General features: G+C 71.9%; 15 protein-coding genes. 10 read left to right on the top strand and 5 right to left on the bottom strand.

The window, feature by feature from the left end; all coding sequences use genetic code 11:
* Nucleotides 1-32: 32 nt before the first annotated feature.
* Nucleotides 33-1,091, top strand: coding sequence for a biotin--[acetyl-CoA-carboxylase] ligase (locus tag EF879_RS11015; RefSeq protein ID WP_123558361.1), 1,059 nt, complete (start codon nucleotides 33-35; stop codon nucleotides 1,089-1,091).
* 137 nt (nucleotides 1,092-1,228) lie between these two features.
* The gene (locus tag EF879_RS11020; protein WP_123558363.1) at nucleotides 1,229-1,819 is read left to right on the top strand and encodes a PH domain-containing protein; all 591 of its coding nucleotides are present in this window, start codon (nucleotides 1,229-1,231) and stop codon (nucleotides 1,817-1,819) included.
* A gap of 286 nt (nucleotides 1,820-2,105) precedes the next feature.
* Here the strand turns inward: EF879_RS11020 and EF879_RS11025 are convergent, their stop codons facing one another.
* Together EF879_RS11025 and EF879_RS11030 are read right to left on the bottom strand one after the other, a co-directional pair.
* Nucleotides 2,106-2,750: a GtrA family protein gene (locus tag EF879_RS11025; protein ID WP_123557515.1), complete on the bottom strand. Its 645-nt coding sequence runs from the start codon at nucleotides 2,748-2,750 to the stop codon at nucleotides 2,106-2,108.
* A gap of 62 nt (nucleotides 2,751-2,812) precedes the next feature.
* Nucleotides 2,813-3,361, bottom strand: coding sequence for a GtrA family protein (locus tag EF879_RS11030; protein ID WP_123557517.1), 549 nt, complete (start codon nucleotides 3,359-3,361; stop codon nucleotides 2,813-2,815).
* Between the two features lie 525 nt (nucleotides 3,362-3,886).
* Between EF879_RS11030 and EF879_RS11035 the strand changes: the two genes are divergently transcribed.
* Genes EF879_RS11035 through EF879_RS11050 form a run of 4 tightly spaced genes read left to right on the top strand, consistent with a single transcriptional unit; the run spans nucleotide 3,887 to nucleotide 8,647 of the window.
* Nucleotides 3,887-5,731: a phosphoenolpyruvate carboxykinase (GTP) gene (locus EF879_RS11035; RefSeq protein ID WP_123557519.1), complete on the top strand. Its 1,845-nt coding sequence runs from the start codon at nucleotides 3,887-3,889 to the stop codon at nucleotides 5,729-5,731.
* Between the two features lie 52 nt (nucleotides 5,732-5,783).
* On the top strand, nucleotides 5,784-6,695 hold the full coding sequence (locus tag EF879_RS11040; RefSeq protein ID WP_123557521.1) for a hypothetical protein: 912 nt from the start codon (nucleotides 5,784-5,786) through the stop codon (nucleotides 6,693-6,695).
* A gap of 15 nt (nucleotides 6,696-6,710) precedes the next feature.
* Nucleotides 6,711-7,880 carry a geranylgeranyl reductase family protein gene (locus EF879_RS11045; RefSeq protein ID WP_123557523.1) on the top strand — a complete coding sequence of 390 codons (1,170 nt, stop codon included), beginning with the start codon at nucleotides 6,711-6,713 and terminating at the stop codon, nucleotides 7,878-7,880.
* Nucleotides 7,877-8,647 (top strand): isoprenyl transferase, encoded by a 771-nt coding sequence (locus EF879_RS11050; RefSeq protein ID WP_123557525.1) that lies wholly within the window; start codon nucleotides 7,877-7,879, stop codon nucleotides 8,645-8,647. The genes EF879_RS11045 and EF879_RS11050 overlap by 4 nt, the downstream gene beginning before the upstream one ends.
* A gap of 175 nt (nucleotides 8,648-8,822) precedes the next feature.
* Here EF879_RS11050 and otsB read toward each other — a convergent pair whose 3' ends face one another.
* The 3 genes from otsB to EF879_RS11065 all read right to left on the bottom strand — a co-directional run bounded on the left by otsB (nucleotide 8,823) and on the right by EF879_RS11065 (nucleotide 10,953).
* Nucleotides 8,823-9,647: a trehalose-phosphatase gene (gene otsB, locus EF879_RS11055; protein ID WP_123557527.1), complete on the bottom strand. Its 825-nt coding sequence runs from the start codon at nucleotides 9,645-9,647 to the stop codon at nucleotides 8,823-8,825.
* Between the two features lie 332 nt (nucleotides 9,648-9,979).
* A complete protein-coding gene (locus tag EF879_RS11060) occupies nucleotides 9,980-10,351 on the bottom strand; it encodes a hypothetical protein (RefSeq protein WP_123557529.1) in 372 nt (123 codons plus the stop codon).
* 161 nt (nucleotides 10,352-10,512) lie between these two features.
* On the bottom strand, nucleotides 10,513-10,953 hold the full coding sequence (locus EF879_RS11065; RefSeq protein ID WP_123557531.1) for an XRE family transcriptional regulator: 441 nt from the start codon (nucleotides 10,951-10,953) through the stop codon (nucleotides 10,513-10,515).
* A 264-nt stretch (nucleotides 10,954-11,217) separates the two neighbouring features.
* On the opposite strand from EF879_RS11065, the gene EF879_RS11070 reads away from it, so the two are divergent.
* The 4 genes from EF879_RS11070 to EF879_RS11085 all read left to right on the top strand — a co-directional run bounded on the left by EF879_RS11070 (nucleotide 11,218) and on the right by EF879_RS11085 (nucleotide 14,870).
* Nucleotides 11,218-11,562 (top strand): hypothetical protein, encoded by a 345-nt coding sequence (locus tag EF879_RS11070; protein ID WP_123557533.1) that lies wholly within the window; start codon nucleotides 11,218-11,220, stop codon nucleotides 11,560-11,562.
* A 102-nt stretch (nucleotides 11,563-11,664) separates the two neighbouring features.
* Entirely contained in the window at nucleotides 11,665-11,997 is a 333-nt protein-coding gene (locus tag EF879_RS11075; protein ID WP_123557535.1) for a hypothetical protein, read from the top strand.
* A 487-nt stretch (nucleotides 11,998-12,484) separates the two neighbouring features.
* On the top strand, nucleotides 12,485-13,906 hold the full coding sequence (locus EF879_RS11080; protein WP_199736311.1) for a PhoH family protein: 1,422 nt from the start codon (nucleotides 12,485-12,487) through the stop codon (nucleotides 13,904-13,906).
* A 277-nt stretch (nucleotides 13,907-14,183) separates the two neighbouring features.
* Nucleotides 14,184-14,870: a lytic transglycosylase domain-containing protein gene (locus EF879_RS11085; protein WP_123557539.1), complete on the top strand. Its 687-nt coding sequence runs from the start codon at nucleotides 14,184-14,186 to the stop codon at nucleotides 14,868-14,870.
* Nucleotides 14,871-14,955: the final 85 nt, after the last annotated feature.

Raw genomic sequence — 14,955 nt, forward strand, 5'->3', positions numbered from 1 at the left:
GCGATCGTAACGATGCGCCGTACGCTGGCCTGATGCCGGGATCGCCCTACACCGACCTGGACCGTCCGCCGCTCGACGCGCGACGGTTGCGCCGTGCCCTGATCGTCCCCGACGGCCTCTGGACCGAGCTGGTGCTGCACACCGAGACCGGTTCGACCAACGCCGACGCGGCGGAGGCCGCCCGGTCCGGCGCGCCGGAGGGCTTGGTCGTGGTCGCGGAGCGGCAGACCGCGGGCCGGGGCCGGCGCGGCCGTTCCTGGGAGTCGCCGGCGCGGGCCGGGATCGCGGTCAGCGTGCTGCTCCGGCCCGGTACGGCCGTGCCGGACCGGGGCTGGCCGGCGGTGCCGGCAGCCCGGCACGGCTGGCTGCCGCTGCTGGCCGGGGTCGCGCTGGTCGAGGCGGTGGACCGGCTCGCCGAGCTGGGCTCCGCGCTGAAGTGGCCCAACGACCTGCTGGTCTGGCCGCGGCTCGTCCCGCCCCGCCCGGCGCCGACCGGCGCGGAGCCGGCCGGTCCGGACCCCGCCGGTCTGGACCGGCCGCGCCCCGGACAGGTCGGTCCGGAGCCGCCGTCTCCCGGACCGAACGGTCTCCTGCGGCCGAATCCCCGGGCGGCGGGCCCGGCACCGGTGGGCCCGCCGTCGGAGGGCGAGGCGAAGTGCGCCGGCATCCTGGCCGAGGGGGTGGCGACGAACGCCGAGGAGCCGGCGGCGGTGGTGCTCGGGGTGGGGCTCAACGTCACGCTGCGCGCCGACGAGCTGCCGGTCAACCCCACGGGCCTGCCCGCCACCTCGCTACAGCTGGCCGGTGCGGTGGCCACGGACCGGGATCCGCTGCTGCGGGAGCTGCTGCGCGGGATCGAGCGCTGGTACGGCCGCTGGCGCGCGGTCGGCGGGGACGCTCGGGAGTGCGGGCTGCACGAGGCGTACGTGCGGAGCTGCGCGACCCTCGGCCGTGAGGTCCGGGTGCTGCTGCCGGGCGGGAAGGACCTGGTCGGCGTCGCCACCGCGATCGACCCGGACGGCCACCTGGTGCTCGACACCGCCGTCGGGGAGCGTCGGGTCGCGGCGGGCGAGGTGCTCCACCTTCGCTGATCGGCCGCGCCCGTGCCGGAGCGGACGCCATCGGTCACGACGACGCCATCGGTAAAACCCGGTACCGGTTGGCGCCCCGGTGGCGCGCAACCGCTACGGTCACCGGCGGACATTCGTGTATGGACGAGGAGGTTCGGGTGGCTTTCCCCGAAGACGTGCTCACCGCGGACGAGCACGTCGTGGCGCACCTGCACCCGCACTGGAAGGCGCTGATCCGGCCGGTGCTGGTGCTGATCGTGGCCGTGGCGGCCGTGGTGGCCGGGTTCGTGCTCCTGCCGTCGGACGGCGTGGGCGCGATCGCCAGCTACGTCATCGCGGCGCTCGCGTTGGTGGCCGTGGTGGTGTTCAGCGTCTGGCCGTACCTGGTCTGGCGTACCACGCACTATCTGTTCACCAACGAGCGGGTGCTGCTGCAGAAGGGCGTCTTCTCGCGCGACCGCCGGGACATTCCGCTGAGCCGGGTCAACGACCACTCGATGAACCAGCGGTTCATCGAGCGGCTGCTCGGCTGCGGCACGCTGACGATCGAGTCGGCTGGGGAGCGCGGCCAGTCGGTGCTCGTCGACGTTCCCCGCGTGGAGAAGATTCAGACGACCCTGTACGAACTGGTCGAGGCGCTGCACGACAAGCACACGCTGGGCGACGACGAGATGCGCGAGATCCTCGCGGACATGGCGGAGGGGAAGCCGCTGCGCCAGCAGCCCGCCAACGAGTCGCAGGCCGGGTAGCGGCGGCACGGCCGGAACCGGTCGGCCGGCGGGCCGGGCAGCGCCGAGCGGCCGACCGGGTGTCGGGATGACGAGGTCCGCGCCGGTCAGGATGCCCGGCCGGCGCGTACCGGTGGGTGCGGGACATCCCGGACCGACCGAGCCGTTCGCGTGGGTGACCAGCGCTTCGCGGCGGCCCGGGCCGGGCGGCCCACCGGACCGGCCGCACGGTTGTCGAACCCGATCGCCCCGGGGCGCTTGGCGAGGGGCCCGCGCCGGGCGTTTCCACGGTGCCCGCGGCGGGTGCTCAGCGCGCCGGAGGCCGCGGGCTCATCTTCAACTCCACCGCGTCCAGCTCGGTTACCAGTTCCGCCTCCAGGTCGACGTCGAGCGTCTGGGCGAGTTCCGCGGTCAGCGGATCGACGCCGCGGTGAAGCTCCCGTCGTACGCCGGACGGCGCCGCCACCCCGTCCGGCGAGGCCTGCGGGGCCGCGAAGGCCGCGGAGGCGTCCACCGGCGGCGACTTGCGGAACACGAAGGTGCGGTAGGACCAGAAGCGGAAGATGGTGGCGAGCCCGACACCGATCGTCTTCGCCACGTTCAGCGCCAGCAGACCGCTGATCCCCAAACCGTACTTGGCGAGCGCCAGCACCCCGAGTTCGATGGCCAGACCGGTGGCGTTGAACAGGAAGAACAGGCTGGTTTCCCGGTGTATCGCCGACTTCGGCCGGTCCCGGTACGTCCAATGCCGGTTCATCAGGTACGAGGTGCAGGTGGCGACGACGGTCGCCACGACGTTCGCCTTCAGTTGCCCGTCGGTGAAGACGGTGAGCGCGAGCGCGTTGAAGACCGCGTAGTTGATGGCGGCGTTGACGCCTCCCACGGCACCGAACGTCAGCGCCTCCCGGAGGAGCCGCTGCCAGCGTTCAGGCAACATACGGACGAAACGCATTCGCCCACCTTAGGTCAGTCGGCTGAGCCAGGCACGTCGGCCGTACGGGGCTGGGTCGGGGGTCACGGGCTCTGGTGGCCCTCGGCGACCACCTCAGGGGCGTCGGAGGCGGCCGGACCGACGAAGACGAACCGCCGGTACGACCAGAAGCGGAAGAACGTCCCCAACGCGGCGCCGACGATGTTGCCGGCGATGTTGTCGGCAACCAGGGACGTGAAGACGCTCGGCCAGAGGCTGCCCAGCCCGTAGTGGCTGATGGCGAGGCAGACCAGCCCGATGCCGAGGCCGACCGCGTTGAAGAAGAAGTAGAGCGAGTACTCCCGGGCCATGCCGGAGCGCTCGCGGTGCCGCCAGGTCCAGAACCGGTTGCCGATGAAGGCCACGGTCGCGGCGACCACGGTGGAGAAGGTCTTCGCCGTCAGCGTCTCCCAGCCGAAGCTGGCCTTGGCGAGGTTGAAGAGGGCAAAGTCGACCGCGAAGGCGATCGCCCCCACCGTCCCGAACTTGCCCAACTCATGCACCAGATGGCCGAAGCGGTCCCACAGGTGGAGGAGGAAGCCGCGCCGGGTGCCCGGGGATGAGGGCTGTTCGCCGGTGGCGGTCGAGGACACGGCTTGAGCCTACCGGTTGTGGGCCGCGGCCACGGCCCGCACGGGCCGACTCGCGGCGGAACGGTCGCGCGGGCCGCCCGCCGCGCGTGCTCCGCGCCGACACGCCGGTGGTCGTCCACCCCGCGGGCGCCGCCCGCGACCGCCCGGTGCCGACGAACGAACCACGCGCGGCGCCACTCGACGTACCGCGCGGCCCGCGACCGCCCGGCGCCGGCCGCCCCGGTCTCCCGGGACCCGCTGTGACGTCCGCGACGGCTGACACCTGCGGAGAAAACATGGGTACGCCGTGACGGAATGCAATGCCCGGGAAGATGTGCGCGAAACTGCGCGTGGGAGCGAAAAAAGGGGCGCATTACCGCACCCACCGTTGCCCTGTGCAGTCTTTCACAACCAGTCTCGCCGCCCTGAGCGGCCGCTCGGTTTACGCTGACGGAAAATCCCAGGCTTTCACCGGCGGCACCGTCGCCGGTTCGTTCGGCACCGCACGCTCTGCACTCGGTCAGCGTCGACCAAAGGAGAACTGCCATGGCCGCTCCGGCTACCATCCGGGGTCTCGATCAAGCTCCGACCCGCCACTCGAAACTACTCGCCTGGGTCAAAGAGGTTGCCGAACTGACCAGTCCCGACCAGGTCGTCTGGGTGGACGGCTCCGATGCCGAATGGAAGCGACTCACCGACGAACTGGTCGAGGCCGGCACCCTGGTACGACTCAACCCGGACCGTAAGCCCAACTCCTTCTGGGGACGTACCGATCCCTCCGATGTGGCCCGCGCCGAGGATCGTACCTTCATCTGCTCGGTCAACGAGTCGGACGCCGGACCGACCAACAACTGGATGGCCCCGGCGGAGATGAAGCGCATCATGACCGACCTCTACCGGGACTCGATGCGCGGACGCACCATGTACGTCATTCCGTTCTGTATGGGTCCCCTCGAGGCCAAGAAGCCCATGTTCGGGGTGGAAATCACCGACAGCCCCTACGTCGTGGTCTCGATGCGCATCATGACCCGAATGGGCGCGAAGGTGCTCGCCGGCATGGGGGAGGACGCCGACTTCGTCCGCTGTCTGCACTCGGTCGGCGCTCCGCTCGAGCCGGGTCAGCCCGACGTTCCCTGGCCCTGCAACGACACCAAGTACATCTCCCACTTTCCCGAGACCCGGGAGATCTGGTCGTTCGGCTCCGGGTACGGCGGGAACTCGCTGCTTGGCAAGAAGTGCTACTCGCTGCGGATCGCCAGCGTGATGGCCCGGGACGAGGGTTGGCTCGCCGAGCACATGCTGATTATGAAGCTCACCTCGCCCGAGGGACGGGTGCACTACATCGCCGGGGCCTTCCCGTCCGCCTGTGGCAAGACGAACCTCGCCATGCTGGAGCCGACCCTGCCGGGCTGGAAGGTCGAGACCATCGGCGACGACATCGCCTGGATGCGCTTCGGCCCGGACGGCCGCCTCTACGCGCTCAACCCCGAGTACGGTCTCTTCGGGGTCGCGCCCGGCACCGGCTGGAAGACCAACGTCAACGCGATGCGCACGATCGAGCGGGGCAACTCCATCTTCACCAACGTCGGGCTGACCGACGACGGTGACATCTGGTGGGAGGGGATGGGTGACCCGCCGGCGCACCTCATCGACTGGAAGGGCCGGGACTGGACGCCGGAGAGCGGGGAACTGTCCTCGCACGCCAACAGCCGGTTCTGCACGCCGATCCTGCAGTGCCCGATCGTCGCCGAGGAGTTCAACGATCCGAACGGCGTACCGATCGACGCGATCCTCTTCGGTGGCCGGCGCAAGGACACGATTCCGCTGGTCACCGAGGCGCGGGACTGGGTGCACGGGGTCTACATGGGAGCGACGCTCTCCTCGGAGACCACGGCGGCGGCCTCCGGCGAGGTCGGCGTGGTCCGACGCGACCCGATGGCGATGCTGCCCTTCATCGGCTACCACGCGGGTGACTACTTCCGGCACTGGATCGAGATCGGCAAGGGGGCTGGCGGCGACGAGACGAAGCTGCCCAAGATCTACTACGTCAACTGGTTCCGGAAGAACGCCGCCGGCAACTTCATCTGGCCCGGGTACGGGGAGAACGCCCGGGTGCTCAAGTGGATCGTCGAGCGGCTGGAGGGTCGGGCCGAGGCGGTCGAGACCCCGATCGGGTTCGTGCCCGCTCCGGGCTCCCTCGACGTCGAGGGGCTCGACATGAGTCCGGAGGATCTGCGGATCGCCACTCGGGTTGATGTCGAGGAGTGGCGGCAGGAACTGCCCCGGATCAGCGAGTGGTTCGAGAAGTTCGGCGACAGGCTACCGGGGGTCCTCTGGGCCGAGCTGGACGCGCTACGGGCCCGCCTCGACGAGGAGGCGGCCCGGCAGTGACCAGGGGCCCGGCCGGGCGGGCGGGTGGTCCGCGCCGGGCATCATCGACGACATGACCACGACGGCCGCCGGTAGTGCCCTCCGGCGGCCGTCCGCCGTCCGCGCGCTGGTCTGGTTGCTGGTCGCGACCGCCGCGGCCACCGTCGTGGTCGACGTCCTCACCTGGTGGTACGCCCCGGAGCGCGGAGTCGGACTCGCGGTCCGGACCGGCTGGGCGCTGCTGCGTGCGCTCGGGTTCCTCGTCCTCGTCCGGCACGTGCGGCGCGGCCGGGCGCTCGCCCGCCCGTTCGGGCTGATCCTCGCCGTGACCACGGTCCTCGCGGTCGGACGGCTGATCGTGCCCCGAGCCGGGCTACCGTCGGCGCCCGGCCTGCTCGGCTTCGCCGTCCTGGCCACGCTCTGCGGGGCGGTGCTCTGGCTGCTCTACCGCTCGCCGGCGGTGCGGGACCATCTGGTCCGGCACCCCCGCCGGCTCGTCCTCCACCGCCACGGCATCTCCTGGCGGGAGGTCGCCCCGCGCCGGCCGCCGGTGACCGGCTGGCTGCTCACCGCCCGGGTCGCCGCGCTGACGTACGGGCCGTTGAGCCTGGCGCCCTGCCTGGTGGCGATCGGCACGATCCTCGACGGGCGGCTGCTCGTCGCGCCTACCGTGGTGCTGTGGTTCGTCGTCAGCGTCGCCGTCAGCTGCGCGGTGCTCGTCGCCGGCTTCTTCCTGCTGCGGGGCAGACGGTGGGCCTCCGGGCTGCTCGTGCTGCTCACCGTGCTGGTGCTCCTGGTGGACCTGCCGCTGTGCGGGCTGCTGCTCGGCCTCGACGGCCTGGTGCGGGACGGCACCCCGCTGGTGGTGTCCGCGGGGCTGGCCCTGTACGCGCTACGCCGGGCGAGTCGGGCCGGCCCGGCGGGCCGGGAAACCGCCGGGGCGGCGGAGGCGACCGTACCCCCGGTGGGCACCCGGCTCGGGTGAGCTGAGGGGGCGGCCGTGGAGACCGTTGACGTCGCGGTGGTCGGAGCCGGCCCGGCGGGGGCCAGCGCCGCGTTGGCCGCCCGCCGGCTCGGCGCGGACGTGCTGCTACTGGATCGCGCCGACTTCCCCCGGGACAAGGCGTGCGGGGACGGCATCGCCGCGCACGCCCTCGACGTTCTCACCGCGCTGGGCGTACCGGATGCGGTCGCCGGTTACCGCCCGGTGCCGGCGCTGCGGCTGGTGGCGCCGGGCGGCGGGCAGGTGGCGCGACCGTTGCCCCGACCGGCGTACACGGTGCCCCGCCGGGTCTTCGACGCCCGGCTGGTGGCGGCGGCGCTGGCGGCCGGCGCCGGGCTGCGCCGGCACACGGTGCGCCGGGTCGAGGTCGCCGGCGATCGGGTGGTGCTCGACGGCGTGCTCGCCGCCCGGGCCGTGGTCGGGGCCGACGGCGCCGGCTCGGTGGTCCGCCGCGCGCTCGGGCAGGCCGCCAATCCGGACGGCCACCTGGGGCTGGCGATTCGGGGGTACGCCCCGGCTCCGGCCGGCCCGGTCGAGCAGCGGATCGTCACCTCGGCCACGCACTGGCCGGGCTACGCCTGGGCGTTCCCGATCGGCGACGGCCGGGCCAACGTCGGGTACGGCGAGGTGCTGACCGGGCGACCGCTGCGCCGCACCCACCTGCTGGAGCGGCTCGCCGTCCTGCTCCCCGAGGTGGATCCCGGCGCGGTCACCGACCTGCGGGCGCACCATCTGCCGTTGTCGACCCGCCGGCCGGTGCCGGGCCGGGGCCGGATCGTGCTCGCCGGCGACGCACTGTCGCTGATCAATCCGCTCACCGGCGAGGGGATCTTCTACGCGGTCCTGTCCGGCGCGCTTGCCGGGACGGCCGCCGCCGGCTCGCCGGCCGCCGCGGCCGACGGGTACGCGGCCGCCCTGCACCGGCGGCTGGGTCGGCACCTGCGACACAGCTCGACCGTGGCCGGGCTGGCCCGGCGACGGCCCGTCGTCGACGCGGCGGTCGGGGCCGCCGCCCGGGACGCCGAGGTCTTCCGAACCCTGGTCGAGCTGGGGCTCGGTGACGGCCGGCTGGATCTCCGGGCATTGATCGGGATCGTGGCCGCGACGCCGGGCGCGGTCGGGCGACACTTCCGTCGGCGGGTCTGGTCGGTACGCTGCAGGGGATGAGTCTGCGCGACCTTATCTACTCCGTTTACGAGCGACGTCTGACGGCGAAGCTCGCCGGTAAGCCCGTACCGAGGCATGTCGGGGTGATGTGCGACGGCAACCGGCGGTGGGCCCGGGAGATGGGTTTCGTCGACCCGAACGACGGGCACCGGGTCGGGGCAGCCAAGATCAAGGAAGTGCTCGGGTGGTGCGACCAGGCCGGAATCGGACACGTCACCCTCTACCTGCTCGCCACCGACAACCTGCGCCGTCCGGCCAGTGAGCTGGACCCGCTCGTGCAGATCATCGAGGATCTCGTCGTCGAGCTGGCCGAGGAGGGCAACCCCTGGCGGTTGCGGATGGTCGGCGCGCTCGACCTGCTGCCGGCGCAGACCGCCGCCGCGCTGAAGTCGGCCGAGGAGCGGACCCGGAACCGGACGGGCGGGGCCCAGGTCAACGCCGCGGTCGGGTACGGCGGTCGGCGGGAGATCGCCGACGCGGTTCGGTCGCTGCTGTGGGAGCACGCGGCGGCCGGCGGAACCATCGAGGAACTCGCCGAGGTCCTCGACGTGGAACACATCGCGAAGCATCTCTACACCCGGGGGCAGCCCGACCCGGACCTGGTGATCCGGACCAGCGGCGAGCAGCGCCTCTCCGGATTCCTGCTCTGGCAGTCGGCGCACTCGGAGTTCTACTTCTGCGAGGTCAACTGGCCGGACTTCCGCCGCGTCGACTTCCTCCGGGCCCTGCGCTCGTACGCCAACCGCCAGCGCCGGTACGGCCAGTAGCCCCTCCCGCCGGTATCCGACGGCTGCCCGCCCCGGGGCACCTCCGGGTGTCCGCGCGGTACGCCCGGCGCGGGCCGGGCGGCGAGACCCCGGTGGCCCGGCGTCGAGCGCGTACGCCCCGACGCCGCGCGGGGCGCGCCGGCTCGGCGAGGTGTCGGCACCGGGCCGGCCCGACTCAGCTGAGCCGGTGCAGCGCCTCGGTGAGGAAGTCGCCCAGCGCCTCCGGGGACTCGATGGTCAGGTCGGCGGCGGTGGAAACCTCGTCCCCGGTCTCCGGGTTCGCCACGGCGACGCAGACGCCGAAGAAGTCCGGGTCGCCGGCTTCTCGGGCCCGCAGCGCGGCGAAGGCCTTCAGGTCCGACACGTCGTCCCCGAAGTACCAGGCGCAGCCGGCGGAGCGGACGGCCTCGCCGATCACCATCCCCTTGTCGCGGTCGACCGGCGGCTTGAGCTCCAGCACCATCCGCCCGACCTGCAACCGGAGACCGAGCCGCTCGGCCTGCTCCCGGCCCCACTGCTCGACCGCTCCGGCCAGGTGCGGGGCGGTGCGGTAGTGCAGGGCGACCGAGAGCCGCTTGTACTCCACCAGCGTCCCGTCCGGCAGCTCGTCCCGGGCCCGGTCGGCGAGCCCGGCCATGGTCGGGACCCAGGGGAGGGCGGCCTCCTCGGTGACCGTCTCGCCCGAGGGCAGCAGGTGCTCCAGGCCGTAGAGCCCGTAGATGTCCACCCCGTCGACGCTGGCGAGCCGTTCCCGGAGAAACTCGACCGGCCGGGCCGAGACGATCGCCACGCGCTGCACCACGCCGGTGAGGGCGTTGATGGCGGCCAGGGCCTTCGGCGCGGGTTCGACCGCCGTCGGGTCGTCCCGGACGGGCGCCAGGGTCCCGTCGAAGTCGAAGAAGAGGAGGCAGCGGTCGAGGCGGTCGGCAGTGGCCCGCCATGCCTGCTCAGCAGTCAGGGAACGGGGCGGGGTCTGCTTCCCCGAATTGATCGGCCGCACGCGCGTCAGCGTACCCCGGCGGGTCGCCGCCGCAGACGCCAAAATGAGAAGCTCTCGTTCGGCGTCGCGACGGCGAGTCGTTCCGTCGGTCAGGGGCGTGTCTGGCGGGGCCACCGGCCGGTCGCGGCGGGCCCGGAGGCCAGGAACACCCCACACCTGGCAGTTCTCGATCCGGCCGGCGGTGCCGGACCGCGTTGATCAGCGGTCGGGTGGTCCGTCCGCGCCCGGTGGCGTTGCCGGCCGCCCGGACACCGCGCCGGCATTCGAACGAAGCTCCGCCTCGCCAAATCGGTCCGGACTCCGCCGCGCTGCGCCGAGCCCCACGAACGCCGTCAGTCGTCGCCGCTGATCATCGCCCGGCGTTCCCGTAGCCGGGGGCCGATCGGCACGACCGCGGGGTCCTGCGCGCGGCTCAGCAGGTAACCCTCGACGAACGCGGTGTGCGAGTCGCCCGCGGTGCGGTCCAGGTCGTTCAGCCGCGCGACGAGGAAGTCGGTGAGTGCGGTGATCCGCGCGTCGAGCCGTTCGTGGAGGCCGGCGACGACGGCCAGGACGGTCGCGGTGCCGGCGACCGTCAGGGCGAGGACGTTGACCAGCAGCGGCGCGGGGCCGCCGCCCCGGACGGTGCCGACCACGACGTTCGTGGTCACGAACAGGGTCAGGGATACCGCCGCGACAACAACTGCCAACCACTTCAGGGTCATCGGTTGACCCCTCCTTCTGTCCCGCAGGGCTGGGTTCGGCCTTGTCCCGTCCCCCCGCCGACGACGAGCCCAAGCAGTACGAAGAGGCACGTTAGCGCGAGTGTTTGGTGACCGGAGGTGGTTGGATGGGTAGCATGCGCGAAGTTGCACCATTTGAGTAACTAGCTGGCGCGTTTCCGTCCTTTTCGAATCTCCTTCGGCAGAGGCGGACGATACGCCAGATAGCGGATGGTCTCGCGAATGTGGAACTTTTCCGCGTCCGATACGTTGGGGTCGACGAGCCGGCGCAGCAGCGCCTCGACGTCCGGGTCCATCGGCGGCGCGCTCGGCGCGGGTCGGGCGGATGCCGTGCGGTCCCAGCCCAGCACGCCGAACGCCACGCTCGGGTCCAGCCCCAAGCCCTCACAGAACGCGATCACCCGCTTGGCCTCGGGATCACTGACCCACTCGCCGCGGACCCAGCGGTTGATGGTCTGCCGGGACACCCCGGTGCGGCGCGAGACCTCGGTGCCCGTCCAGGCCCGGGTGGTCCGGGCGTCCTCCAGTGCCTTGCGTACGAACGCGGCGAAGGCGATCTTCCGTCCCTGTGCGCGATCCGACACCTGCCGACGGTACGGCCAGTCGCCCCGTCCCGAGGGATCCGGATCAGTTATGTCCTGTGTGCGTGACAACTGTTCGCGTTTCCGGGATGCCCTATCACGGCTTGTGTCGAGGGGTATCACGCGGACACAATAGGTGTCCGTGGGTGTGGGGGTAATCAGACAAAGAGCTGATACTGTCACGCGTATGGGACGATTTACGGTGTGTCTCGTGCTTGAGACGTTCTTTGTTCACGAGGGTCACGCCCTCGTGACAGGAGGAGTCCGGTGACCGAACTAGCAACCCGGGCCCAGGCGTTCCGTCTGGTCGCCGACGGCGTCGCCGCCGGTCTCAGCGCGCCATGGCGGCTCTACCTGGCCCGGGGCTGCCGTTATCTGTCCCTCAACGTGGGCGACCGCGAGGAGTGGAACTCGTGGCGGGCCCACCTCGGCTGTCCGGAGCTGAGCGTGCGGGTGTACGACGCGGGGGGCGAGATCCGCCGGGCCTCGGTGGCCGGGGTGGTTCTGGACGGCTGCCGGATCAGCGTCGAGTTGATCGAGGAGGTGAGCACCGACGATCTCGATCGGTTGCTCGTCTCCGATCCGACCTCCGTCGATCCGGAGGGGTCATGAGTAGATCGGGGTGCCTGAGCAGATCGGGGTGGATGTGCACGGGAGCGGAGTGTCGAGCGGGGGCGGTTGGCGGGTCGGTCGGGGTCGGGGCGGGGTGACCGGGTGAGTCCCTTCTTCGTGGTCTTCCTCATCGTGCTGCTCGCGTCCTCCAGCTACGCGGTGGGACGGTTGCACGGGCAGCTCAGCTACCGGCTCGGCTACCGGTTCGGCTATCGACAGGGGTACTTCGACGGTGACCGGGGGGCCTGGAACCGTCGACGTCGAGAGGCGCAGGCGGCGATCGCCTCGGTGTTGGCGGTGCCATCACCCACCACACCGCACCACCCCCACACCGTCGTGGGTCAGGGAACGACGTACACGGGCGCCTCTTTCGCGGGGACCGCGACCAACGGCGGACGGCACTCCACCGACGCCTTCGCCGGTCGGAATCTTTGACCGGTGCGCGGTGGGGTGAGCGGTCACCCGCGAGCACGGTGCGACGGTCCGTCGCGGACGCGCACCGTCGGGACCATGTCAGACCGGTGACGGTGGTCCCACCGGCCGGGGTGCGCGCAGGGGGCATGCATCCCGGCCGGTCCGCCGGTCATCCCGCGGTCGCCCCGCGCGTGCCGGCGCTTCCGGTTCCGCGCCATCGTCGTGCTGTCCCGGTCCGGCGTGTCGCGCCGCGTCCGTCCGGGCCGGTGCCGGCGTCGCGCTGCTCGTCAGCACGGAGCGCACGCGAGCGCCAACTCGCACACGTCCATGCCCTAGCCCAACCTGGCGTTCTCCGGTTAGCGTCTAGGCATGGCGCGGGGTCGTCCCGGGCCAGCCGGACGGCCCGGACTCTGCGACCGCATGCACGGGGCCCGCATCCGACCCCGTCTCCGGGCACCGGACGAGGCGGACCGCGGGCGGACGGGTGCACGCCCGCCGGAGCAGGCCTGTGACGACTCGCCGTACCAATTCCCGGGCCGACGACCAGCGCGTAACCGCCACCGAGAAGACTCCGGGCCGGGCCCGGGGCGAACGCCGGAGCCGACCGGCCCAGCCGACGGACACCGCGGAGCCCGGACCATCCACCCGGGCGTTCGTCCTGGACACCTCGGTGCTGCTCTCCGACCCCGGAGCCTTCCACCGGTTCGCCGAACACGAGGTGGTCGTGCCGTTGGTGGTGATCTCGGAACTGGAGGGGAAGCGCCATCATCCGGAACTGGGGTGGTTCGCCCGACAGTCCCTACGACTCCTCGACGACCTGCGGGTCCGGTACGGGCGCCTGGACCAGCCGGTGCCGGCCAACGATCAGGGCGGCACGCTGCGGGTGGAGCTGAACCACAGCGACGACGCCGTCCTGCCGCCCGGGTTCCGGACCGACTCCAACGACGCGCGGATCCTCTCGGTGGCGCTGAACCTGGCCGCCGAGGGCCGGCCGGTCACGCTGGTCAGCAAGGACATGCCGCTGCGGGTCAAGGCGGCCTCCGTGGGGCTGACCGCCGACGAGTACCGGCACGGCCAGGCCAGTGACCCGACCTGGACCGGCATGGCGGAGCTGGAGCTGACCGAGGAGCAGGTCAACCGTCTCTACGAGGACGTCTCACTCGACCTGGACGAGGCGGCCGGGTTGCCCTGCCACACGGGGCTGGTGGTGCACTCGCCGCGCGGCTCCGCGCTGGCCCGGGTGCTGCCCGACAAGACGGTGCGGCTGGTGCGGGGCGACCGCGAGGCGTTCGGCCTGCGCGGCCGCTCGGCCGAGCAGCGGGTGGCCCTCGACCTCCTGCTCGACGAGTCCATCGGCATCGTCTCGCTCGGCGGGCGCGCCGGAACGGGCAAGTCGGCGCTGGCGCTCTGCGCCGGCCTGGAGGCGGTGATGGAGCGCCGCCGGCACAAGAAGGTCGTCGTCTTCCGCCCGCTGTACGCCGTGGGTGGCCAGGAGTTGGGCTACCTCCCGGGCACGGAGGCGGAGAAGATGTCGCCGTGGGCCCAGGCCGTCTTCGACACCCTCGGGGCCGTGGTCCACGAGAACGTGGTGGACGAGGTGCTGTCCCGGGGAATGCTGGAGGTCCTGCCGCTGACCCACATCCGGGGGCGGAGCCTGCACGACGCCTTCGTCATCGTCGACGAGGCGCAGTCGTTGGAGCGCGGGGTGCTGCTCACCGTGCTGTCCCGGATCGGCCAGGGCTCCCGGGTGGTGCTGACCCACGACGTCGCGCAGCGGGACAACCTGCGCGTCGGTCGGCACGACGGCGTCACGGCCGTGATCGAGGCCCTGAAGGGCCACCCGATCTTCGCGCACGTCACGCTCACCCGGTCGGAGCGGTCGCCCATTGCCGAGGTGGTGACGGACCTGCTGGAGGACATGCCGTTGTAGCAGGTGGGGACCGGAAACGTCCGGATCGATGGTGATCTGCGATGTGATGCGGGTCACAAAATATGTCACTGCTTCCCCATGGGTCACACCATGCGCAAGGGTGTCCCTCGAGCGCCCACGCCACCCGGGCATCGTCGGTCATCGGACCCGGGTCCGGCGGTACCGACGACGCCGATCGGAGTCACGACCCGGCCGGGTCGGGGCGCTTGCGGCGTGACCAGGGAACCCCTCGGGTTTTCATACGCCGCGTCCCTGCCCCCGACGAAGGGAACACTGTGTGAGTCGGCTGTGGAGCCGGTTCGGTGTCCGGGGTCTTGCCGTCGCGCTGCTCCTGGGGGGCGTCGGCGGCGGCTACTACCTCGGCGAGGACCGGGAGGCTCAGCAGCGGAGCATCGACGCCCAGTCCGTCTACGAAGCGCAGCAGGCCGAATGGGCCCTACTCCGCCAGCAGCGGGCGGCGCACGTCCTGGCGACCCTCGACCAGCGGGCCGCGGAACGGGAGGCCGCGCGCAAGGCTGCCGAGCTGGCCCGGGCCGCGGCGGCGCGGGCCCGGCAGGCCGAGGAGGCGGCGAGCCGTAAGCGGGAACGCGAACGGGCAGAGAAGGAGGCCGAGCAGGCGACCAAGCCGTACACCGGCCCGATCCCGGACTCGTGCAACGAGTACAGCGGTAACCGGGCCATCGGGTGTGCGCTGCTGCTCGAGGCGGGCTTCAAACTGGCCGAGATGCCCTGCCTGGACAAGCTCTGGACCAAGGAGAGCGGCTGGAACCACAGGTCCGCGAACGCATCGACCGGCGCGTACGGCATTCCCCAGGCGCTGCCGGGAGAGCGGATGGCGAGTGTCGGATCTGACTGGAAGACCAACCCGGCGACCCAGATCAAGTGGGGTCTGGGCTACATCAAGGGCCGGTACGACACCCCGTGTGGTGCCTGGACGTTCTTCCAGGAAGAGGGCTGGTACTGAGCGAGCACGACGATCGAGGGGCGCGGACCGGGGTCCGCGCCCCTCGGCGGTCTCGGGTCCGGTCGGATCCTGCCCCGTCGGTCAC

The sequence above is a fragment of the Micromonospora sp. HM5-17 genome (assembly GCF_003762835.1).
Taxonomy (GTDB): domain Bacteria; phylum Actinomycetota; class Actinomycetes; order Mycobacteriales; family Micromonosporaceae; genus Plantactinospora.